This is a genomic window from Burkholderia cepacia (assembly GCF_001039005.1).
Lineage (GTDB): Bacteria > Pseudomonadota > Gammaproteobacteria > Burkholderiales > Burkholderiaceae > Burkholderia > Burkholderia theae.
Map to the genome: position 1 here is coordinate 77,526 of NZ_LDWR01000001.1, position 22,207 is coordinate 99,732.

The following is a 22,207-nucleotide window of genomic DNA, read 5'->3' on the forward strand; positions in this document are numbered from 1 at the left end:
TCACGCCTCCATCACGCGTCGCAACGCTTCGCCAACCCGGGCCGGCCCCGGAAAGTACGCCCATTCCTGCGCATGCGGATACGGCGTATCCCAACCCGTCGTGCGCTCGATCGGCGCTTCGAGGTGATAGAAGCAATGTTCCTGAACCAGCGACACCAGTTCCGCGCCATAACCGCAGGTGCGGGTCGCCTCGTGCACCACGACGCAGCGCCCGGTCTTGCGCACCGACGCGACGATCGTGTCGAGATCGAGCGGCCACAGCGTGCGCAGGTCGATCACTTCCGCGTCGATGCCCGTCTCTTCGGCCGCGGCGAGCGATACGTGCACCGTCGTGCCGTACGTCAGCACCGTCACGTCGTTGCCGGGCCGCACCACGGCGGCCGTATCGAGCGGCACCGTGTAGTAGCCCTCGGGCACCGCGCTCGCCGGATGCTTGAGCCATGACGTGACGGGCCGCTCGTGATGGCCGTCGAACGGCCCGTTGTACAGCCGTTTCGGCTCGAGGAAGATCACCGGATCGTCGTTCTCGATCGACGCGATCAGCAGCCCTTTCGCGTCGTACGGATTCGACGGCATCACCGTGCGCAGACCGCACACCTGCGTGAACATCGCCTCCGGGCTCTGGCTGTGCGTCTGGCCGCCATAGATGCCGCCGCCGCACGGCATCCGGATCGTCATCGGCGCGATGAACTGGCCGGCCGAGCGATAACGCAGCCGCGCGCCTTCCGACACGATCTGGTCGGATGCCGGGTAGAAATAGTCGGCGAACTGGATCTCGCACACCGGGCGCAGCCCGTACGCGCCCATCCCCACCGCCACACCGACGATCCCGCCTTCGGAGATCGGCGCATCGAACACGCGCGACTTGCCGTATTTGTTCTGCAGTCCTTCGGTACAGCGGAACACGCCGCCGAAATACCCGACGTCCTGCCCGAACACGACCACGTCGCTGTCGCGCCCGAGCATCACGTCCATCGCGGAGCGCAGCGCCTGGATCATCGTCATCGGCTGCGCCGCCGTGCCTGTCTCGAGTTGAGCCATGGTCATGCTCCCAGTTCCTGGCGCTGACGGCGCAGGTGCGCGGGCAGCTCCTTGTACACGTCGTCGAACATCGAGGCCGGCGACGGAATCCTGTCGTCGGCCAGCGTCCCGTATTTCTCCGCTTCCTTCTGCGCGGCGATCACCTCGGCCTCGAGCTCGGCCGTCAGCGCTTCATGCGCGCTGTCCGACCAGATGCCCTTGACGATCAGGTGGCGCTTGAAACGGTCGATCGGATCGCCGAGCGGGAAATGGGACCAGTCGTCGCTCGGCCGGTATTTGGTCGGGTCGTCCGACGTCGAATGCGCGCCCGCGCGGTAGGTCACCCACTCGATCAGCGTCGGGCCAAGATTGCGGCGCGCGCGTTCGGCCGCCCAGCTCGATGCCGCGTAGATTGCGAGGAAGTCGTTGCCGTCGACGCGCAACGACGCGATCCCGCAGCCGACGCCGCGCCCCGCGAACGTCGTGCCTTCGCCGCCCGCGATCGCCTGGAACGTCGAGATCGCCCACTGGTTGTTGACGACGTTCAGCACGACCGGCGCACGGTACACGTGCGCGAACGTGAGCGCGGTGTGGAAGTCGGCTTCGGCCGTCGCGCCGTCGCCGATCCACGCGGACGCGATCTTCGTGTCGCCCTTGATCGCCGACGCCATCGCCCAGCCGACCGCCTGGATGAACTGCGTCGCGAGGTTGCCGGAAATGGAGAAAAAGCCCGCGTCGCGATCCGAGTACATCACGGGGAGCTGGCGGCCTTTCAGCGGGTCGCCTTCGTTCGACATCAGCTGGCAGATCATCCGGTCGAGCGGCACGTCGCGCGCGATCAGGATGCTCTGCTGCCGGTAGGTCGGGAAGCACATGTCGCCGTCGCGCAGCGCCATCGCGTGCGCGGTGCCGATCGCCTCTTCGCCGAGGCTCAGCATGTAGAACGAGATTTTCTTCTGGCGCTGCGCGATCATCATGCGCGCGTCGAAGATGCGGGTCTTGAGCATCGCGCGCAGCCCGGCGAGCAGCCGCGCATCGTCGAGGGCCGGCGCCCACGGGCCGACGGCTTCGCCATGGTCGTCGATCACGCGCACCAGGCTGCGGGCGAGATGGGCGGTGTCCACCGCGGCAACGTCGATCGGCGGGCGGCGAACCGCGCCGGCCGGCGATAGATGCAGATAGGAAAAGTCCGTCTTGCAGCCCGGGCGCCCGGTGGGCTCCGGCACATGCAGACGCAATGGCTCTGACAGGCTCATCGTGTCGTCTCCACGCTCGATTGTGTCTCACGCTGATAGGAAACGCGCGGCCGGTTGCCGGCCTGCGCGCGGGCTGGCGTGCGGATAAGCACGCCAACCTTGGGAATCTATGCAATGCCGCGCCGGCCGTCGATGACCAACCCGCTCGATCGCGGTGAGCATATTTGCCATGATAGGCGCGGGATGGCGGGCCGGCGCGCCCGGGGTGGCCGATTGGCGCCGGCTGCCGGTCACGCCTTGCCGTGCCCCTGCGATCCGGGGCCGGACGAGAATTCGCGCACGCCGTCGCGGTTGATGCCGAAGCCGAGACCCGGCGCGTCGGGCAGCGCCAGCGTGCCGTCGCGCTCGACCGGCAGGCCGGTAAACAGGTTCCGGCAGATCTCCACCGCGACGACGTGCCACTCGACGGAGCCGCCGTTCGCGAGCCCGCCATGCAGGTGCATGTTGTGGAACGGGAACGTGCCGCCGTTGTCGATCGGCACGCCGAACGCCTGCGCGAGTGCGGCCGCGCGCGCCGCAACCGAAAAACCGCCGCACACGCACACGTTGGGCTGAAGAATGTCGACGGACTCGTTCACGAGGAAATCCCTGAACCGGAACAGCTGCCCCTCGCTCTGCCCGGTCGCGACCGGAATGCCGCCGCGCTTTCTCAGGTCGGCGAGCTTGGCCGGATCGTTGTCGGCAATCGGTTCCTCGAAGAAGCCGATATCGCAGTCGGCCACGCGTTCGGCAAGCCGCAGCGCGTGATAGTGATCGAGCCCGCAATTTGCGTCGATATAGATCTCGGCCGCGTCGCCTACCGCGTCGCGAACGGCGCGCACGCGCGCCACATCGTCGGCGACCACCTGGTCGAGCGGTCTCCCTTCGTTGCGGCGCGCAAGCGCGTGATAGCCGACGATCATCTTGATGCGGCGGTGCCCGGCGCCGACCAGCGCACGCGCGGCATGCACCAGCTCCGCGCGCTCGACCGACGCGAAGCCGAAGGTCGTGTAGAGCGGCACCACCGGACGTGCGCCGCCGAGCATTTTCCATACCGGCATGCCGACGATCTTGCCGATCGCATCCCACACCGCGATGTCGATCGCGGAGATCACGTGCCCCGCATAGCCGGTCTGCCCGCGCGGGCACAGCAGCCAATAGAGCTTGTCGAGGATCCGCTCGCGCTCGACGACGTTCATCCCGACCAGGTTCGGCGCGGCCACGTGATCGATCGCGGCGGCCACGACGGCTTCGTCGGTGATCGCCGTAAAGCCGTGACCGACGATGCCCTGCGATGTCTCGATCTCGACGATCACGCCCGACAGCTTGCCCGACAGCCGGACGCCGGCGATCTCCGCGTCGCCGCGCGCGAACACCGGCGTCGCAGTTATTTTCTCGATGGTGTGCTGCATGTCTTCTCCGTTTTGTTGTGATGGGTACGACAGGATTTCGTCAGGCCGCGCCCGCGCGCGGCGTCAGCGGCTCTGCGTGCGACGCAGCACGAACGTGACGCCGATGCCGGTCAGCAGCCCCCAGAATGCGCCGCCGATGCCGAGGAACGCGTGGCCGGCGATCGTCACGAGGAAGGTCAGGATCGCCGCTTCGCGGGCATCCTTGTCGGTGAGCGCGTTGAGCAGCGCGCCGCCGAGCGCGTTCATCAGCGCGAGGCCCGCGACGGCTTCGATGATGATCGGCGGCGCGACCGCGATGAACAGCGTCGCGGCGCTCGCCGCGAGCCCGTACACGATGTAGGCGGCACCGCAGACGATGCCCGCCCAGTAGCGGCGCGATTCGTCGGGACCGGCCTCCTCGCCCGCGCACAGCGCGGCGGTGATCGCGGCCAGCCCGATCGGCGGTGCGCCGAACGGTGCCGCCAGCAGGCTGCACAGGCCCGTGGCGGCGAACAGCCGCGACGCTTCCGGCCGGTAGCCGTTCACGTTGAGCACCGCGACGCCCGGGATGTTCTGCGACGCCATCGTCACGATGAACAGCGGCACGGCGACGCTCATCATCGTCGACACCGAAAACACCGGCGCGACGAGCGCGAGATGCGGCAGCATGCCGGCCGCGCCGGCGCCGCCCGTCTTCGCGACGAACGCGATCGCGACCAGCGTCGCGACCGCCGCGCACGGCACGGCGAGGATCTTGCGAATCCGCATCATGACGACCCAGACGAGCAGGATCGGCGCGACGATCAGCGGATACTGCGCGAGCGCATGCACCGGCGCGACGCAGAGGTTCAGGATGATCCCCGCGAGCATCGCGTTCGCGATCGGCAGCGGAATCCTCGAGATCGCGCGACCGAGCGGCTTCCACAGTCCGGCCAGCGTGAGCAGCACGCCCGTCAGCACGAGCGCGCCGACCGCGGCCGGATACCCGCCCTTCACCGCGCCCAGGCCGAGCAGCAGCGCGGCGCCGGGCGTCGACCACGCGACGCTGACCGGCATCTTCGTCCGGTAGCTGAGGACGATGCCCGCCAGTCCCATCACGATCGACACGGCCATCAGGCCCGATGCGGCCTGCGCGCGCGTCGCGCCGACATTCGTCAGCGCATTCACGATCAGCGTGAATGTCGACGCGAAGCCGACGAACGACGCCAGCGCACCCGCGCCGGCCGCGCGCGCCGAGAAGCCGCGTTCGGTTTTCATTTCCGCGATACTGCTCATCAGTCCTCCGGACGATTTCGATAGGGATGCGGCCGCGTCATGACGCGCCGTGCGTCGGTTCACCGCATTCCTGGTTCAGCGTTCCCGCGTGATACGCGGCAAGGAACGCGTCGAAGTTGCCGATCTGCGTGCGCTCCAGATCGGCCTGGCGGTTCAGCGATTCGACCGCCGTTGCATCGAACCGCGCCTGCACGCCGGCCGGCAGCGGCCGCGCGCGGAAGTCCGCGGTGTGCGCAAGCGTCTGCCGCATCCCGAACGCGAAGCACGCGCCGCGCGGGTCGTCGCGAAGCGTGTGCAGCACGTCAAGCACGCGCGCCGACGGCGTCTCCCGCGGATCGTCGAGCTTCACGTACTGCGCGTCGAGCGCCGCGGTGGTGCGCGTGTCGCCGCGCTGCAGATCCAGCACGCCGGCCGCCTCGTTGATGCGCGCGAGCAATTCGTGCCCCCACGTGCGCAGCGCGATGCGTTCATCGCCGCGCTGCAGTTCGAGCCCCGGGCGCCGCCCTTCCCGCGCGACCGCCGCGAAGTTGCGCCGGCAGGTGTCCTGTTCGGCGCCCGCGAAACACGGGCTGTCGTCGAGCGCGCAGAACAGCAGGAACGCGTCGACGAAGCGCAGCGTCGTCTCGGACACGCCTTGCGGCGCGAACGGATCGATATCGAGGCAGCGCACCTCGACGTACTCGACACCGCGGCTGCGCAACGCATCGAGCGGCCGCTCGCCGCTGCGCACCGTGCGCTTCGGGCGAATCGCCGAATAGAACTCGTTCTCCATCTGCAGCAGGTGCGTGCTGAGCTGCAGCCACTCGCCGTCGCGCTTCGCGCCGATCGCCTGGTACTCGGGGCACGGCTGCGCGACCGCGCGCGCGAGCCCTTCCAGATAGGCCGGCAAGGTATCGAGGCACGGCGCGAACGCACCCTGCACACGATTCTGGTAGCCGAGGTCGCTCATGCGCAGGCTCGTCGCGTCCGGCAGGTACAGCGTCTGCGCATCGAATGCGTCGAGCCCGTGCCGGTCGCCCGCGACGAAACCCGCACACAGCGCCGGCGACGCGCCGAACAGGTACAGCAGCAGCCAGCCGTAGCGATGGAAGTTGCGGATCAGCGCGAGATAACCGGCCGAGCGCGCATCGCGGCCGGCCGGCTCGTGCGCATCGCGCAGCAGCGGCCAGACCGCATCGGCAAGCGAATAGTTGTAGTGGATCCCGGCGATGCACTGCATCGCCTTGCCGTAACGGAACGCCAGCCCGCGCCGGTACACATGCTTCAGGATGCCGAGGTTCGACGTGCCGTACCACGCGATCGGAATGCGGCGATCGTCGTCGAGCGGGCACGGCATCGACTGGCTCCACAGCAGCTCGTCGCCGATTGCCTGGCACGCGAAGCGGTGGAGCTCGTCGAGCCGCGCGATCACGTCGGCCGCATCGTGCTGCGGCGGGGTCACGAACTCGAGCAGCGGCTCCGCATAGTCGGTCGTGATCGACGGATGCGTGAGCGCCGCGCCGAGCGCGCGCGGATGCTGCGTCAGCGCGAGCCGGCCCGCGGCATCGACGCGCAGCGTCTCGCGCTCGACGCCGCACAGCCCGTGACCGAGCAGCGGCAGGTGCGCCGCGTCGCTCAGCACGCCGAGCCGGCGGCGATAAGGCGTCGTCATCCAGGTATGCCTGGGTAGCAGGGATTGAGGGTCGTGGGTCATCGCGGTCTCCCGGAGTCGAATCGGACGAGGCGCCGGTCAGTCGAGCGGGCTCTTCGGCCGCGGCAGGCCGATGTTTTCCCGCAGCGTCGCGCCTTCGTAGCGCGTGCGAAACAGCCCGCGTCGCTGCAGCTCCGGCACCACCATCGTCACGAAGTCGTCGTAGCCGTCGGGCACCGTGTAGAACACGACGATGAAACCGTCGCATGCCTCCGTCATCAGCCACTCTTCCATCTGGTCGGCAATCTCGGACGCGGTGCCGACCATTTCGCCGGTGCCGGATTCGGCCGCGCGCTTCGCGAGCTCGCGCACCGTCAGCCCCTCGCGACGCGCGAGCGCCGCCCATTCGCGCTGGTTGCCCTGCCCCTGCTCGGTATGCGGCAGCTCCGGCAGCGGCTTGTCGGGATCGAACTTCGAGCAATCGACGCCGAGCCGGATCGACAGGTTGGGAATGTTGCTGTCGATGTGCACGAGATCGTCCATGTAGCGCTTCTTCGCCAGCGCTTCGGCGCGCGTGCGCCCGACGTACACCTGATTGGCGGGCAGGATCTTCACGTGGTCGGGATTGCGTCCGGCCGCGACCGCACGCGACTTCACGTCGCGATAGAACGCGCGGCCCGTCTCGATGCTGCGTGCGTTGCCGAACACGAGGTCGGCCGATCGTGCGGCCATGTCGCGCGCCTCCTCGGACGCGCCGGCGAGCGCGATCACCGGCCAGCCCTGAACCGGGCGCGCGATGTTGAGCGGCCCCTTCACCGAGAAGAACTTGCCCTTGTGATTCAGCGGCCGGATCTTGTCGAGGTCGGAGAACACGCCGGTTTCCTTGTCCATCACGAGCGCGTGATCGGACCAGCCGTCCCACAAGCCCGTCACGACATCGAAGAACTCCTCCGCGCGCTCGTAGCGCTCCGCGTGCCGCAACGCGGTCTCCAGACCGAAATTGAGCGCGGCCTCCGGGTTGACGGTCGTGACGATGTTCCAGCCCGCGCGTCCGCCGCTCAGATGGTCGAGCGACGCGAAGCGGCGCGCGAGCAGGTACGGATCCTCGTAGCTCGTCGTGCCGGTCGCGATCAGGCCGATGCGGTCGGTGCACGCGGCGATCGCCGACAGCATCACGAGCGGGTCGTACGACGTAATCGTGCCGCTGCGCTTGAGCGCGTTCGGCGGCATCGGCATCACCGCGAGGTGATCGGCGGTGAAGACCGCGTCGAAACAGGCGTGCTCGAGCTTCTGCGCGAGCGACCGGATGACCGGCCAGTTGAAGTTCGCCAGCGTCGGCGCGCTCGGATGCCGCCACCACGCCGTGTGCAGGCAGATCGGTCGCATGAATCCACCCAGGCAGAGTTGCTTCGTCATACGGGGTTCCTCGTCATTGGAATAGGCGCAATGCGTGCTGGCCGCGTGTGTCGGTCCCGTCAGCGCGCATCGTTGAAGCGGGCGAAGCCGGCCTCGAGATCGCCGATCAGGTCGTCGGCGTTCTCGAGGCCGATGTGAAAGCGCACGCACGGGCCGCCCGGATCCCAGTGCGATGCGGTACGGTAGGCAGTGCAGTCGAACGGCATCGCCAGGCTTTCGTAGCCGCCCCACGAATAACCGAGCCCGAAATACGCGAGCCCCTCGAGCAGCGCCGCGACGGCCTGCGCGGGCGCCGGCCGCAGCACCACGGAGAACAGCCCCGTCGCGCCGCCGAAGTCGCGCGCCCACAGCGCATGCCCGGGATCGTCCTCGAGCGCCGGATAACAGACACGCCGCACCTCCGGGCGCGCGGCGAGCCAGCGCGCGACGTGCAGCGCGTTCGCCTGGTGCTGGCGAATCCGCACGCCGAGCGTGCGCAGTCCGCGCAGCGCGAGAAACGCATCGTCCGAACCGATGCACTGCCCCGTGTCGCGCTGGTACTGCTCGAGCGCCGGCAGCATGTGCGCCGACGCCGACACCATGCCGATCATCACGTCGGCATGACCGGCGAGATACTTGGTGCCGGCCTGGATCACGAGATCGGCGCCGTGCGCGAACGCGTCGAAAAACAGCGGCGTCGCCCACGTGTTGTCGATCAGCACGACGAGCCCCCGGTCGTGCGCGAGCGCGGCGAGCGCCGGCACGTCGCACATCTCCATGCTCTGCGACGCGGGTGCCTCCAGATACAGCGCGCGCGTGTTCGGCCGGATCAGCGCGGCGAGCGCGTCGACCGACGCGCACGGATCGAAGTACGTCGTCTCGATGCCCGCGCGCCGCAATACGCCGTCGCACAACTGCCGGGCGGGCCGGTAGACCGCGTCCGTCATCAGCAGGTGATCGCCCGCCGCCAGGCACGACGACAACGCGGTCGTGATGGCCGCGAGCCCCGACGGGCACAGCACGACGCCGGCGCCGTGATCGAGCGCACGCATCGCGTCCTGCAGCGCAGCCGTCGTCGGCGTGCCGCGCCGGCCGTAGACGTACGGCTGTGTATAGCCGAGCAGATCGGCGACGCTCGGCGCCAGCACCGTCGAGCCGCGATACACGGGCGGATTGACGAAGCCGTGATGCGCGGCCGGCGTGCGGCCGCTCGTGACGAGCATGGTGTCGGCCTGCGCGCCGGCGGCCGGACGGTTCGGGGCGGGCCGCACGATCAGCCCTTCACGACGCGCACGGCACCGCGTGCGGCGCTGGTGGTCATCGCCGCGTACGCACGCAGTGCACCCGACACGCGGCGCTGCCGTTTCTCGGGTTGCCACGCGCGCGCACCACGCTCTTCCATTGCGGCGCGACGGCGTTGCAGCTCTTCGTCGTCGACCACGACACGGATCGAGCGGTTCGGGATATCGATCTCGATCACGTCGCCGTTTTCGATCAGGCCGATTTCGCCGCCTTCGGCCGCCTCCGGCGACACGTGCCCGATCGACAGCCCCGACGAGCCGCCCGAGAAACGGCCGTCGGTGATCAGCGCGCACTGCTTCGCGAGCCCCTTCGATTTCAGGTAGCTGGTCGGATAGAGCATCTCCTGCATCCCCGGCCCGCCGCGCGGCCCCTCGTAGCGGACGATCACGACGTCGCCCGGCCCGACCGCGCCGCCGAGAATGCCCTCGACCGCCTCTTCCTGACCCTCGAACACGCGCGCGGTGCCGGAAAACCGCAGCATCCCGCCATCGACGCCGGCGGTCTTCACAATGCAGCCGTCGCGCGCGATGTTGCCGAACAGCACCGCGAGCCCGCCATCGCGCGAGAACGCGTGCTCGGCATCGCGAATGCAGCCGGTCTTGCGGTCGAGATCGAGTTCGTCGTAGCGGTTGTCCTGGCTGAACGCGACGTGCGAACGCACGCCGCCCGGCGCCGCGCGATAGAAGCGCGTGACCGAATCGACGCGGTTGCGCATCACGTCCCAGCGTGCGAGCGCATGCGCGACACTCGGCGCATGCACCGTCGGCAGCGTCGTATTCAGCAGCCCCGCACGATCGAGTTCGCCCATGATCCCGATCACGCCGCCGGCGCGATGCACGTCTTCCATGTGCACGTCCTGCACGGAGGGCGCCACCTTGCACAGCACCGGCACGCGGCGCGACAGCCGGTCGATGTCGGCCATGGTGAACGACACTTCGCCTTCATGCGCGGCGGCCAGCAGGTGCAGCACCGTGTTCGTCGAGCCGCCCATCGCGATGTCGAGCGTCATCGCGTTCTCGAACGCGTCGCGCGTCGCGATCGAGCGCGGCAGCACGCTCGCGTCGTCCTGCTCGTAATAGCGGCGCGCAAGATCGACGATCACCCGCCCTGCCTCGACGAACAGCCGCTTGCGGTCGGCATGCGTCGCGAGCACCGAACCGTTGCCCGGCAATGCGAGCCCGAGCGCTTCGGCCAGGCAGTTCATCGAGTTCGCGGTGAACATGCCCGAGCACGAGCCGCAGGTCGGGCACGCGACGTTCTCGACCGCGCGCACCTCGTCGTCCGACACCTGCGCATCGGCGGCCACCACCATCGCGTCGATCAGGTCGAACGACCGCCGCTTGCCGCGAAACGTCAGCTTGCCGGACTCCATCGGGCCGCCCGACACGAAGATCACCGGAATGTTCAGGCGCATCGCGGCCATCAGCATCCCCGGCGTGATCTTGTCGCAGTTCGAGATGCACACCATCGCGTCCGCGCAGTGCGCGTTCACCATGTATTCAACGCTGTCGGCGATCAGCTCGCGCGACGGCAGGCTGTACAACATGCCGTCGTGGCCCATCGCGATGCCGTCGTCGATCGCGATCGTGTTGAATTCCTTCGCGACCGCGCCGGCCGCTTCGATCTCGCGCGCGACCAGCTGGCCGAGATCCTTCAGGTGCACGTGCCCGGGCACGAACTGGGTGAACGAGTTGACGACCGCGATGATCGGTTTGTCGAAATCGGCATCGGTCATCCCGGTGGCGCGCCACAGGCTGCGCGCGCCCGCCATGTTGCGGCCGTGGGTGGAAGTGCGTGAACGATAGGTAGGCATCCTGATCCTCGATGGAATCTGTTCGAAAAGGTCGGTGGCCGCCAAGCGGCCCGCCGTCAGTGCGGCCGGCCGGCCGCACCCCAGTTGTTGTCGTTCTTTGCCAGCGTCGGCAGCACGAACGACAGGATTTTTCTCCGGTCGAGATCGGACGACACGCTGAGCTTGTATTCGAGCGCGGTCAGCTTGATCACGATGGACCTGAGCGCCTGGGTCAGGCGTTCGTAGCCCCCTTCGAAATAGAGCGTTTCGCCACGCTGCGCGATCACGCCGTGACGAGACAGGTAATGGAACAGCGCGACCGACGATCGCGCGTCGTAGTTGTCGAGCGGCGGCGCCTGCAGCGGATAGCGGATCAGGCGCTCGGCCAGGATGTACTGGATCGACGCGCGCAGCACGCGGTCGTCCGAGCGCAGCCGGAACAGTGCAAGGATCGACAGGATGTCGACGCGCAGTTCCTCCGCACCGGCACCGTTGCGCGTACTCTTCGCATCCAGATGTTCGGGGATCGGCAGGAAGCCGGTGCGGTGGTGGTATTCGTGCAGATGGACCCAGATCGCGCTGGCCTGCGTCAGCAGTTCGTCGTCGGCCGCGAGCAGGTCCGGAAACGCGGTGGGCGACCAGCTCGCCTCGATCGCCGGTCGCGTGTAGCGCTTGAACCGCTCGACGAACTTGTCGATGAAGTAGTACGCCTTGTGATACGCGCGCAGGTCGGCGTCGATGAAGTTCTCGCCGAACACCGCGACCGCGAGCGGGTTGCGGAAGCCGTCCGTGCACATGCGGATCTGCACCGGCAGCGCATTGCCGTCCGGCGCGATCGCGAGCACGCTCGGCGGAATCGGCACGGGCGCGATCGTGGCCGCTTCGAGGAACGCATCGGCGTTGTACGGCACGTCGAAGAACCCGAGGATGAAGCTCTGGTCCACCGAGTATGTGAGGTCCAGCAGGCGCCCCGATGCGAGGCAGCGGTTTTCCAGCGTCACGAGCAACGCGCGCACGTGCGGGTTGTCGGCATAGTCGCCGAGATGCGCACGCGCGCATTGCGCGATCCGTGCGACATCGGTTCGAAAGCCGCCGGCGAGGATCTCGCTGCGGCAGCGGTTGGTGGCTTGTACGATTTCGCGTTTCATGTGGGTCGTCCTGTCGGCGCGCGTCGTTACACGGCGCGAAATTCACGCTGCAGATAAACGAGCGCGTCGTCGTCGGGCGCCGCGCAGTGCAGCGCCACCACTTCGCCGACGAGCAGCTCATGCGTCGCCGCGCTCATCGACGCGACGAGCCGGCAGTCGAGCGCGATGCGCGCGCTCGCCAGCACCGGCGCGCGCGTCGCGAGCTCGCCCCACTCGCCCACCGTGAAGCGTGCGGTGCGATCGTGTGCCGTGCGGCCCGCAAATACGTCGGCAAGAAACCGGTCGGCCGCGCCCAGCGTGTTCACGCAGAACACTTCGTTCGCGATCAGCCGCCGCGCCGACACGCTGTCGCGATTGACCGACACGAGCACCGTCGGCGGCGCGTCGGACACCGACAGCACGGCGGTCGCCGTCATGCCGCAGCGCCCTGCCGGCCCGTCGCTCGTGAGCACGTGAACGGCCGACGCCACGCGGCACATCGCGTCGCGAAACTGTTGCGGCGATGCGCCAATCGACTGGTCGGGGAACAGCGCGGGTTCGTTGTGGATCATGTCCTGTCTCCGGGATGCATTGAGGGGAATGCCGGGCATCGCGCTACCGGTTCACCAGCGCCTTCGGCAACGACAGCGCGAGCAGCCCGCCCAGTGCCATGCAGCCGGCCATCATGTAGAGGCCCGCATCGTTCGACGCGGTGACCTGCTTGAACAGCCCCATCAGGTAAGGACCGAGGAACCCCGCGAGATTGCCGATCGAATTGATCATCGCGATCCCGGCGGCCGCCGCGGTTCCGCCGAGGAAGGCCGTCGGCAGGCTCCAGAACAGCGGAATCGCGGTGAGGATGCCCATCGTCGCGAGCGTCAGCGCCGCGATCGCGAGCCCGGTCTGATGTGCCCAGCCGACCGCGAGCACGAGCCCGACCGTGCCCATCGCGGCCGGCACCGCGAGGTGCCAGCGGCGCTCGCGGGTCCGGTCCGAGCTGCGCGCGATCGCGATCATCGCGAGCACCGCCAGCGCGTACGGGACCGTCGACAGCAGCCCGATCGTCAGCGGGTCGGCCACGCCCGTCGCACGGATCAGCGTCGGCAGCCAGAACCCGACGCCATACAGGCCGATCACGAACGAGAAATAGATCGCGCACATCAGCCACACGCGCGGATTGGCCAGCACCGCACCCAGCGACAGGTGCGACTTGACGGCCTCCTCCGCGTTCACGTTGCGCTCGAGCAGCGCGCGTTCGTCGTCGCTCAGCCACTTCGCGTGCGCGATCCGGTCGTCGAGCAGCGTGTACACGAGCACACCCGCGGCGATCGACGGCAGTCCTTCAAGCAGATACAGCCACTGCCAGCCGTGCCAGCCGTTGAGTCCGTCGAACGCCTTCAGGATGTAGCCGGAGATCGGCCCGCCGACGACACCCGACAGCGCGACGGCCGTCATGAACACCGTCGTCATTCGTCCGCGCCGATGGGCCGGATACCAGTAGGTCAGGTACAGGATCACGCCCGGGAAGAACCCGGCCTCCGCGGCACCGAGCAGGAAGCGCATCGCGTAGAACGCCGTCGGCGTCGTGACGAACATCGTCAGCGCGGAGACCGCGCCCCACGTCACCATGATCCGCGCGATCCAGACCCGCGCGCCGATGCGATGGAGAATCAGGTTGCTCGGCACCTCGAAGATGAAGTAACCGAAGAAGAAGATGCCCGCGCCCAGCCCGTAGGCCGCGTCGGACAGCCCGAGGTCGCCGGCCATCTGCAGCTTCGCGAAGCCGACGTTGACGCGGTCGAGATAGGACACCAGGTAACAGAACAGCAGCAGCGGCATCAGCCGCCACGCGACCTTGCGATAGGCGGCTTCCTCCGACACCCGCAATGCGGGCGAGGCGATCGATACAAGCGTCTCCATGATTTTTCCCTTCTTTCGAGCGGTTATTTTTTGTTTCGCACTGCTTCAGGATGGCTTCCTTCCGCAATGACACCCGTCATCCGGCGCGCACGGCCAGGGGCCGCCCGCCTCCGGTCGGCTCGTTCGTGTTCGCGGGATGCCGCGGACCGCACGCGTGCGTGCGACGTCCGCCCGGCAGTTCGTCGAATCCGGTTCGTGGTCCGCGGATCAGGCGCGCATCGGCTTTGCGCGGGCCGATCGCGGCGTTGCCGTGCGTACCGGGGCTCGTTGTACGTCGTTGTGCCCGGGAACCGCATCGCCGGCATGGCGGAAAGCGCGCATCGCGCGCGGGTAGTCGAAAGCGTTCTTCATGTTCAGCCTTTTGCTCACATGCCCGCTTTGGGCTTCTTTACAACGTTCGTCGACGTTCAAAGTCGCGAACGCACCGCTGGACCGAACGCTCTTGTGGAGCATTCGATACCCTGTTCTCGTCCGGCCGCGCGTGGCGCGTCGTCACTGCATTTCGGGCGGGCGATCGCGCAGCCCGCTGATGTACGCAACCGTGCGGTCCCGATACGACGTCGACACGCCCGCATCTGCCAGCCCGCGCACCAGCAGTTCGCGATAGCGCGCGCTCGGCGCCGCGTCGCAATCGAGCGTGACGGCGCCGCGATACGTCAGTGCGCGTACCCGTCGCCCGTCCTGCGCCGACACGTCGACCGCGCAGCGCACGTAGCGGCCGAGATGCACACCTTCGCGACGCTCCAGCGCGTCGAGCATGCGCATCGGCAACCGGTACAGCGCGCCCTCGACGATCGCGCCGGCGGCCGGCTCGATGTTCGCGCAGCAGACCGGCTCGTTGAGCGATGCGTAGTTGAACGCGAGGCGATGGCCGTCGAGCCGCGCCGCGCCCGTGAAATACGCGGCCGCCTCGCACCCGAGCGAGGCCGACAGGCTCGCGAGATTCATGCACGAGCCATAGGCGAAATACGTGAAGTGCTCGCCGCGCAGCAGGTCGCCTGTCGTCATCGTGTCGCGTTCCGGATCCAGTCGTTCGGGTTGGCGCGGGCACCCATCAGCACGACGCGCCCGCCGCGCGCGGCGCACCGAGTACGTAGTGGTCGTAGATCGCCGCGACCGATCCGATCGAGTCGAGCACGAAGTCGCCGATCGGAATCTCGATCCTGAGCGTCTGCTCGATGAACAGCACGAAATGCACGAGCGACAGCGAATCGAGCACGCTGGCGTCGAGCAGGTTCGTCTGCGCCGTCACGCGCGCCGATGCGCCCGGGTCGATACCGGCAAGAAACGTCTTCACGCTGTCGATCAATTCGTCGAGACTCATCATCCGCATCACGATCACGCTCCAGTAACACTCGTTCATCCCCGCCCGCGCGCGTCGTGCACGCGGGTGACTGCTTCATCGAACCGCAGGGTCCTTCATATCGCCTTGCGCTTTTGACTTTCGACCGGGCGTCGTGCACCATGCGACGCGTCGACACGACAACCCGGTCGGCTTCTCCGTCAAAATAAATAGGAGACTTAATCAATATGACAACTCATACGCTGTTCTACTGCCCCGGCCACCTGTCATTTGCACCGCACGTCATCCTGCGCGAACTCGGCGAGCCGTTCGAACTCGCACTCGTCTCGATCAAGGACGGTGCGACGCAGAGCCCCGAATTCCGGCGGCTCAACCCGAAAGGCAAGGTGCCCGTGCTGCACACCGGCGACGACGTGCTGACCGAGTCGTCCGCGATCCTGCTCTACCTCGGCATGCGCTTTCCCGAGGCACGACTGCTGCCCGACACCGCGATGGGTGTCGCGCGCGCCGTCGAATGGATGAACTGGCTCGCGTCAGTGCTGCCCGGGACGGTCGCGCTCAACTTCCATCCGTCGCGCTTCAGCGACGACACGGCCGCGCACGACGGCATCCGCGCGAAAGGACGCGCCGGCATCCTCGCCGCGTACGCGCAGATCGACGAGCGGCTCGCCGCGCGCGACTGGGCGCTCGGCGAACACTACTCGATCGTCGATCCGATGCTGCTGATCTTCTTCAAATGGGGGAACATGCTGAAGCTCGACATGCGCGGGTTCGCGCACTGGGCCGCGCACACGGAGCGCATGCTCCGCCGCCCTGCCGTCGCGACCGCGTTGTCGGTCGAACAGATTTCGGTCTGGGCGTAGCGACGAAGCCGGGTCGGGCGTGTGCCCGATCCGGAATGTCGCCCGCGTCCGTCGCGTCTCCTTCATCTTCTCAGGTCCTTTTCGCCGATTTTCTTTCTGTGTTGCCCCGGTCTTGCGCGGACACGCATGTCGCGTCCGGCGGGCCGTCAACGTCGCGCCTCCGGGAACAGGAGCCGCGACTGCAGTCGTGAATGGCGTTCTCTTATGTCGGGTCACTGCACCGTTCGGCACACTTTCCGTGATCGCGACGAATGCGTGAACAATGCAGCATCCGTTTGGGGGCGTCCAATCTATTTTTTATATTCCACTAAGTCGTAAAAAATATCAGACGACGATTGCCGCGATGAATCCGGATTGCCGACTCCGACGACACAATGGCCGGGGATGCGACGCGATTCGAGAAAGATGAAAGAGAGAAGAGGGAGAATCGCGGTCGCGACAAGGCACCATCTGACCGCAAACGGTTGCGGACGCAGCCATATCGGCCGGGCCCGCGTGCCGGCTGGATGCGCTCCCGCACCCAGCCGGCCACTCCGGTTTCAATGGCCTTGTGCGGGCGTGAATACGCCGCGAAAACGCATCTTCCCCGACGCGAGGCGGCCGTATGCTTCGGTGGCCTCGTCCAGCGAAAATGTTTCGACGATCGGCTTGACCTTGCCTTTGGCGGCGAGGTCCAGCACCTCGCTCAGATAGCGCAGACCGCCGTGCGTCGATCCGATGACCTGCTGGCGCATCATGTGGAACGGCTTGCTCTGTGACGCGATCGAGAACGGCTTGGTGAAATCGAGCCCGCAGAGGATCACCCGGCCGTCGACGCGCAAGCCGGCCATCGCTTCCTCTGCAGTACTGAACTCGTTGGTCGTGACCAGCAGCACGTCCGCGCCGCCCAGATCGCGCAGTTCCGCACCGTTTGCCACGACCTGGTCCGCGCCCAGCCGGGTCGCCAGATCGCGCTTGTCCGCGGAATGCGTGATCGCGATGGTCTCGAAACCGCACGCCCGGGACAATTGCAGCGCCACGTGCCCCAAGCCGCCGATCCCGAGTACGGCGACCTTCTCGTGCGGTTGCAGCGCCGCATCACGCAGGCCGCTCCACGTTGTATAACCGGCGCACATCATCGGCGCGGCGTCGACATAAGCCAGCCCGTCGGGCAACAGCACCGTCCCCTCGGCCGCCACCGCGATGTACTCCGCATGTCCGCCCTGCGACGCGAACCCGGTAGTCCGCGGCGCGTCGCAGTTCACGGCCGTCTGGCCGGAGAGCGGACGATGCTCGCGACAGTACGCGCAGCGACCGCACGCGGACTGCACCCAGGTCGTGCCGATCCGGTCGCCCACCCTTCGCGCATGCACGCCGGCGCCCACTTCGACCACTTCCCCGACCACCTCGTGGCCGGGTGTCTGCGGGTAAATGTCGCCGCCGTAACCCTGCGTCGCCCAGACGTCCGTGTAACACATGCCGGACGCGTGGACCTTCACCAGCACCTGCCCCGGCCCGGCTTGCGGAACCGGCACTTCCCGGACTTCCCAGGGCCGATTGGCGCCGGTCATCACGATCGCCTTCATCTTCATTGCTTGCTCCTTGTTCAACCGAACGTGGCGTTCATCGCCCAGTCCGTCGGCACCGACTACCGCGATGTCGTTGCCACGGCGGCCGGTGCTTGCGATGACGAAGACCCTAGTCTAGAAAAGGCGCATTATCATGACAATCTCGCCAATCTTTATGTCGCGATGAATTCAGCTCATCAATTGAAAAGTGGCGATCTGTTCTCGCTCAACGTGTTCCTCGCCGCGGCGACGCACCTCAGTTTTCGCGCGGCGTCGATCGAGCTCGACGTCACGCCGTCGGCAGTCAGTCATTCGATCAAGAGCCTCGAGCAGCGTCTGGGCGTGCGCCTGTTCAACCGCACGACACGCAGCGTGTCGCTGACGGATGCCGGCGAACGACTCGTCGAAAAGCTCCGCCCCGCGATCTCGTCAGTTGCCGAGGCGATGCTCGCGGTCGACGGGCTGCGCGACACGCCCAGCGGCACCGTGCGCATCAACGCCAGCGAAGGCGCGATCCGCATGGTGCTGAAACCGGTGCTCGCGGGTTTCCTGCGCGACTACCCGCAGGTCCACCTCGACATCGTGACGGACGGGAAGCTCGGCGACATCGTGGCCGGTGGATTCGATGCGGGGATCCGGCTGGCCGAGGCCGTGCCGCAAGACATGATCGCGGTGCGCGTGTCCGACCCGGTGCGCTTCGCCGTGGTTGCTTCGCCGGCCTATTTCGCGGCGCGCGGGCGCCCCGAGGTGCCGCAGGATCTGCACGGGCACGACTGCATCCGCTTTCGCTTCGACAGCGGCGCGATCTATCGCTGGGAGTTCGAGCGTCGCGGCGTCGTCGAAACGGTGAATGTCGGCGGCCCGCTCACGCTGACCGATCAGCCGCTGATGGTCGATGCCGCGATCGACGGCATCGGAGTCGCCTTCGTACCGGATCATCTCGTCCGCGATGCGCTGCGCGACGGACGTCTCGAACGCGTGTTGATCGACTGGTGTCCGGTCATGCCGGGGCTATGCCTGTATTACCCCGGTCATCGGCATGTGTCGGGCGGGCTGCGTGCGCTGATCGATACGTTGCGGGTTCAGTCGGCAGGCACCGATCCGGAAAGCCGCGCGGTCGGGCTTCCCGAGCGTTGAAACGACAGGGAACCCGCTTGTCGCGCATTCAGGTACGGCTGCGGCACGACCGAGGCCGCTCGCAGCGGCTGACCGATCGGCAGCCGTGCCGGCATCTCGCTGATCCCGCGGAACAACGTCGGACGGGATGGAAGATGGTGTCGTGGGCAACGCGGCGATCGGGCACGCGCGCCGGTCCGGCGCGCGCCCAACGTCACCTTTCACTGATTTGCAGCGCGATGTACAGCAGGAGCCGATCGTCCATGACCGACAGGTCAAGGCGGGTCGCATCGCCAACTTGTTGCAGCCGATAGTCGAGCGTATTGCGGTGGATGCCGAGCAGTGCGGCTGTCGCGCCAAGATGTCCGTCCGACGCGTACCATGCCCGCAAGGTATCGAGCAATGGACCGGAACGCCGCCCCAACGCAAGCAGCCGCTTGAGCGGCAACTGCAGCTGCTGAGCCTGCCAGCTCTGCGACATACCCGACAGCAGTACCGGCAGACTGAATTCATAGTACGAGAACGTCGTGCGCTGCGGCATGCGCTCGACGCCGACGCGGAGCGTCGTCAGCGCACATTGGTAAGAACGCTCGAAGCCGGCGATACCATCCATCGCGATGCCGAGCGCCAGCTTGAACGGCTGTGTCGCCTTCTGGCTCAAGATCGTCTCGAGCGTGTCCAGCGTCTTGCGTGCGGCATCCGCCACCGCGTCGAGTTCGACGGCACGTAAGTCGATCGGATCGAAGATCACGAGTTCGCGGAACGATGTTTTCGCGGTCAGCTGGTGTGGCCGCTCGTCGGCGAGCTGCGACTGCATCCGCTCGATCTGCGCCACCCCGGTCTCGGGATTTGCATCGACATGGGTAAGACGGCAGACGATCGCGACCCGCGGGAGCCCGCAGTCGATGCCGAGCCGCTGCGCCCACGCATCCAGCTCGGCGGCCGCGCCCCGGCGCTCGATCAGCTGCAGCACGAACGCCTCGCGGTGGCGCGCGTTCTGGCGCAGTTCGTGCGTCAATTGTTCGCGCTCGAGGAGCATTTCCGCGGTAATTCTCAGCAGCTCGCCAAACCGCCGAACCTCGGCCGGATCGCCGGTTACGCCGATCACCCCGCACAGCTGTCCACGCACGCTGAGCGGCAGATTGACGCCCGGACGCACGCCAGGCAGGCGTTGCGCCATGTCCGCATCGATTTCGACCGTTCGCGCGCCGGCCAGCGCGAGCTGCGCCCCCGCGTGCAATTCACCGACGCGCTTCGCGTCGCTGCTCGCGAGGATCGAGCCGTGCGCGTCCATGACATTGACATCGAATGGAATCACGTCGAGCGTGCGTTCCACAATCGCTGTCGCGAGGCGGGAATCGATCATCACGGCTGGCGAGTCTATCAGGAATTGACGGCCCCGACGGCAAGCCGGCGCACGGACCCGCTCAGGCCGACGAGCCGCCCTGAACGATTTCCGTCGGCCAGACGATGCGCATCAGGTTGGTCGAGCCAGGATGGCCGAACGGCACGCCGGCCGCGACGACGACGGGCCGCTCTCCCGTCGACAATCCTTCCTCGCGCGCCGCCGCGATGGCGATCTCGACGACGTTTTCAATCCCGACTGCTTCGGCGCCGACGCGCGAATGCACGCCCCAGGCAAGCGTGAGCCTTCGCGCGACCTCGACGTGTGGCGTCAGGCTCAGGATCGCGGCCCGCGGCCGAAGGCGCGACAGCCGCAGCGCCGTGGCCCCCGACGTCGTATAGGTCACCGCTGCGTCCAGTGTCAGCGTATCCGACACCGCCTCGATCGCCGCGCCAATCGCATCGGTCGCATTTGGCGCATACGCGGTCGCGTTCGCCTTCATGAGCTCGCGCCGCAGCGGATCGGCCTCGACGGTCGATACGATCTTCCGCATGAAGGTCACCGCGTCGATCGGATATTCGCCCGACGCCGATTCGGCCGACAGCATCACGGCATCGGCGCCTTCGTAAACAGCCGCGGCGACGTCGGAGGCCTCGGCGCGGGTCGGCGTCGGGGAGGACGTCATCGATTCGAGCATTTGCGTGGCGACGATCACCGGCTTGCCGGCCGCGCGAGCGAGGCGCACGAGCCGCTTCTGTACGCCCGGAACGTCCTCGATCGACATTTCCACACCCAGATCGCCGCGCGCCACCATCAACGCATCGGCCGCGTCGATGATGCCCGCGATGTTCGCGACGGCCTGCGGTTTCTCGATCTTGGCGACGATGTTCGCCTGCGAGCCGATCAGGCTGCGCGCGTCGCGCACGTCGTCTTCGGTCTGCACGAACGAGAGCGCGACCCAATCGATGCCGAGCGACAGCCCGAACGCGAGATCGTCGCGATCCTTGCGCGACATGGCCCGTATCGCGAGCGGCGCGTCCGGAACGCTCACGCCCTTGCGATCGGAGATCGCACCGTCGACGAGCGCCTCCGTTTCGATGTGTCCCGGCGTGGTGTTCCGCACCTTGAAGCGGAGCTTGCCGTCGTCGACGAGCAGTTGATGGCCCGGCTGTACCGCCGCAAAAATTTCCGGATGCGGCAAGTGCACACGGTGCGCATCGCCCGGCGCTTCGTCGGCATCGAAGACGAAGGTCTGCCCCTTGACCACGCGCTCGCGCCCCTGGGCGAATTTTCCGACCCTGAGCTTCGGCCCCTGGAGGTCGATCAGAATGCCGATCGGCCGGCCCAGGCGGGCCTCCACCGCACGGATTGCCGTATGCCGTGCCGCATGATCGTCATGCGTGCCGTGGCTGAAATTGAGGCGGAACACGTCGGCCCCGGCACGCGCCATCGCCTCGATGGCCGCTTCGCTCGAACTCGACGGCCCGAGCGTTGCGATGATCTTCGTCGAACGGCGCTGGCTGCCGTTTGCCCTGTTCTCGATGGACATTGATTAACTCCGTTGCGCGATGCGATGACCGAGCCGAATGGCTGCGGCGATGTTGCGTGCGGCGAAACGCACGTTGAGCGCGGCCTCCTGGAATGCCTCGCCAAGCGAGCACGCGCGTCTGACCGACGCAAACATCGCCTCGACGCCATGCTGGTAGATCGCCCCCGCGTTTCCGGACACGGCGCCGCCGATCGCGATGACCGGCACGCCATACTCGGCCGCGATACGCGCGACGCCGATCGGCGCCTTGCCGTGCACGGTCTGGCTGTCGAGGCATCCCTCTCCCGTCACCACGAGTTGCGCGCCGCGAATCGCTTCATGCAAGCCCACGGCTTCCGTCACGATCTGCACGCCGGGACGCAGCATCGCGTTCAGGCAGGCCAGGTCAACCGCTGAA

20 protein-coding genes are annotated in these 22,207 nt (G+C 67.3%); 2 read left to right on the forward strand and 18 right to left on the reverse strand.

The window, feature by feature from the left end; all coding sequences use genetic code 11:
- The 14 genes from VL15_RS00380 to VL15_RS00445 form a co-directional block, all read right to left on the reverse strand.
- Entirely contained in the window at positions 1 to 1,047 is a 1,047-nt protein-coding gene (locus VL15_RS00380) for an alpha-ketoacid dehydrogenase subunit beta (RefSeq protein ID WP_129514173.1), read from the reverse strand.
- Positions 1,044 to 2,276 carry a 3-methyl-2-oxobutanoate dehydrogenase (2-methylpropanoyl-transferring) subunit alpha gene (locus VL15_RS00385; protein WP_048242485.1) on the reverse strand — a complete coding sequence of 411 codons (1,233 nt, stop codon included), beginning with the start codon at positions 2,274 to 2,276 and terminating at the stop codon, positions 1,044 to 1,046. Before VL15_RS00385 ends, VL15_RS00380 begins: the two co-directional genes overlap by 4 nt.
- A gap of 230 nt (positions 2,277 to 2,506) precedes the next feature.
- Positions 2,507 to 3,667 carry a mandelate racemase/muconate lactonizing enzyme family protein gene (locus VL15_RS00390; protein WP_048242486.1) on the reverse strand — a complete coding sequence of 387 codons (1,161 nt, stop codon included), beginning with the start codon at positions 3,665 to 3,667 and terminating at the stop codon, positions 2,507 to 2,509.
- A gap of 63 nt (positions 3,668 to 3,730) precedes the next feature.
- Complete coding sequence (locus VL15_RS00395; RefSeq protein ID WP_048242487.1) at positions 3,731 to 4,921, reverse strand: benzoate/H(+) symporter BenE family transporter; 1,191 nt, start codon at positions 4,919 to 4,921, stop codon at positions 3,731 to 3,733.
- A gap of 37 nt (positions 4,922 to 4,958) precedes the next feature.
- On the reverse strand, positions 4,959 to 6,572 hold the full coding sequence (gene gshA, locus VL15_RS00400) for a glutamate--cysteine ligase (protein ID WP_048242488.1): 1,614 nt from the start codon (positions 6,570 to 6,572) through the stop codon (positions 4,959 to 4,961).
- 78 nt (positions 6,573 to 6,650) lie between these two features.
- The gene (locus VL15_RS00405; RefSeq protein ID WP_048242489.1) at positions 6,651 to 7,967 is read right to left on the reverse strand and encodes an LLM class flavin-dependent oxidoreductase; all 1,317 of its coding nucleotides are present in this window, start codon (positions 7,965 to 7,967) and stop codon (positions 6,651 to 6,653) included.
- 59 nt (positions 7,968 to 8,026) lie between these two features.
- Positions 8,027 to 9,217, reverse strand: coding sequence for a cystathionine beta-lyase (metC, locus tag VL15_RS00410; RefSeq protein ID WP_048242490.1), 1,191 nt, complete (start codon positions 9,215 to 9,217; stop codon positions 8,027 to 8,029).
- A gap of 2 nt (positions 9,218 to 9,219) precedes the next feature.
- Positions 9,220 to 11,061 carry a dihydroxy-acid dehydratase gene (gene ilvD, locus VL15_RS00415; RefSeq protein WP_048242491.1) on the reverse strand — a complete coding sequence of 614 codons (1,842 nt, stop codon included), beginning with the start codon at positions 11,059 to 11,061 and terminating at the stop codon, positions 9,220 to 9,222.
- A gap of 56 nt (positions 11,062 to 11,117) precedes the next feature.
- A complete protein-coding gene (locus VL15_RS00420) occupies positions 11,118 to 12,188 on the reverse strand; it encodes a DUF6421 family protein (RefSeq protein ID WP_048242492.1) in 1,071 nt (356 codons plus the stop codon).
- A gap of 26 nt (positions 12,189 to 12,214) precedes the next feature.
- Positions 12,215 to 12,739: a flavin reductase gene (locus tag VL15_RS00425; protein WP_048242493.1), complete on the reverse strand. Its 525-nt coding sequence runs from the start codon at positions 12,737 to 12,739 to the stop codon at positions 12,215 to 12,217.
- 43 nt (positions 12,740 to 12,782) lie between these two features.
- On the reverse strand, positions 12,783 to 14,087 hold the full coding sequence (locus VL15_RS00430) for an MFS transporter (RefSeq protein WP_048242494.1): 1,305 nt from the start codon (positions 14,085 to 14,087) through the stop codon (positions 12,783 to 12,785).
- 207 nt (positions 14,088 to 14,294) lie between these two features.
- Positions 14,295 to 14,540, reverse strand: a complete 246-nt coding sequence (locus VL15_RS41655) for a hypothetical protein (RefSeq protein WP_155420089.1) — start codon at positions 14,538 to 14,540, stop codon at positions 14,295 to 14,297.
- Positions 14,541 to 14,579: 39 nt separating this feature from the next.
- Complete coding sequence (locus tag VL15_RS00440; RefSeq protein ID WP_048242496.1) at positions 14,580 to 15,095, reverse strand: gamma-glutamylcyclotransferase family protein; 516 nt, start codon at positions 15,093 to 15,095, stop codon at positions 14,580 to 14,582.
- 46 nt (positions 15,096 to 15,141) lie between these two features.
- Positions 15,142 to 15,450, reverse strand: coding sequence for an acyl carrier protein (locus VL15_RS00445; protein ID WP_053077558.1), 309 nt, complete (start codon positions 15,448 to 15,450; stop codon positions 15,142 to 15,144).
- Positions 15,451 to 15,617: 167 nt separating this feature from the next.
- On the opposite strand from VL15_RS00445, the gene VL15_RS00450 reads away from it, so the two are divergent.
- Positions 15,618 to 16,253, forward strand: a complete 636-nt coding sequence (locus VL15_RS00450) for a glutathione S-transferase family protein (protein WP_048242497.1) — start codon at positions 15,618 to 15,620, stop codon at positions 16,251 to 16,253.
- Positions 16,254 to 16,792: 539 nt separating this feature from the next.
- Here VL15_RS00450 and VL15_RS00455 read toward each other — a convergent pair.
- Positions 16,793 to 17,824, reverse strand: coding sequence for an alcohol dehydrogenase catalytic domain-containing protein (locus VL15_RS00455; RefSeq protein WP_080970666.1), 1,032 nt, complete (start codon positions 17,822 to 17,824; stop codon positions 16,793 to 16,795).
- Positions 17,825 to 17,983: 159 nt separating this feature from the next.
- Between VL15_RS00455 and VL15_RS00460 the strand changes: the two genes are divergently transcribed.
- Positions 17,984 to 18,937: a LysR family transcriptional regulator gene (locus VL15_RS00460; RefSeq protein WP_048242507.1), complete on the forward strand. Its 954-nt coding sequence runs from the start codon at positions 17,984 to 17,986 to the stop codon at positions 18,935 to 18,937.
- Positions 18,938 to 19,130: 193 nt separating this feature from the next.
- Here the strand turns inward: VL15_RS00460 and VL15_RS00465 are convergent, their stop codons facing one another.
- The 3 genes from VL15_RS00465 to VL15_RS00475 all read right to left on the reverse strand — a co-directional run.
- A complete protein-coding gene (locus VL15_RS00465; RefSeq protein WP_048242498.1) occupies positions 19,131 to 20,285 on the reverse strand; it encodes a sugar diacid recognition domain-containing protein in 1,155 nt (384 codons plus the stop codon).
- A gap of 58 nt (positions 20,286 to 20,343) precedes the next feature.
- Complete coding sequence (pyk, locus tag VL15_RS00470; RefSeq protein WP_048242499.1) at positions 20,344 to 21,810, reverse strand: pyruvate kinase; 1,467 nt, start codon at positions 21,808 to 21,810, stop codon at positions 20,344 to 20,346.
- 3 nt (positions 21,811 to 21,813) lie between these two features.
- The coding region (locus VL15_RS00475) for a glycerate kinase (protein ID WP_196319530.1) at positions 21,814 to 22,207 on the reverse strand (394 nt) is incomplete at its 5' end.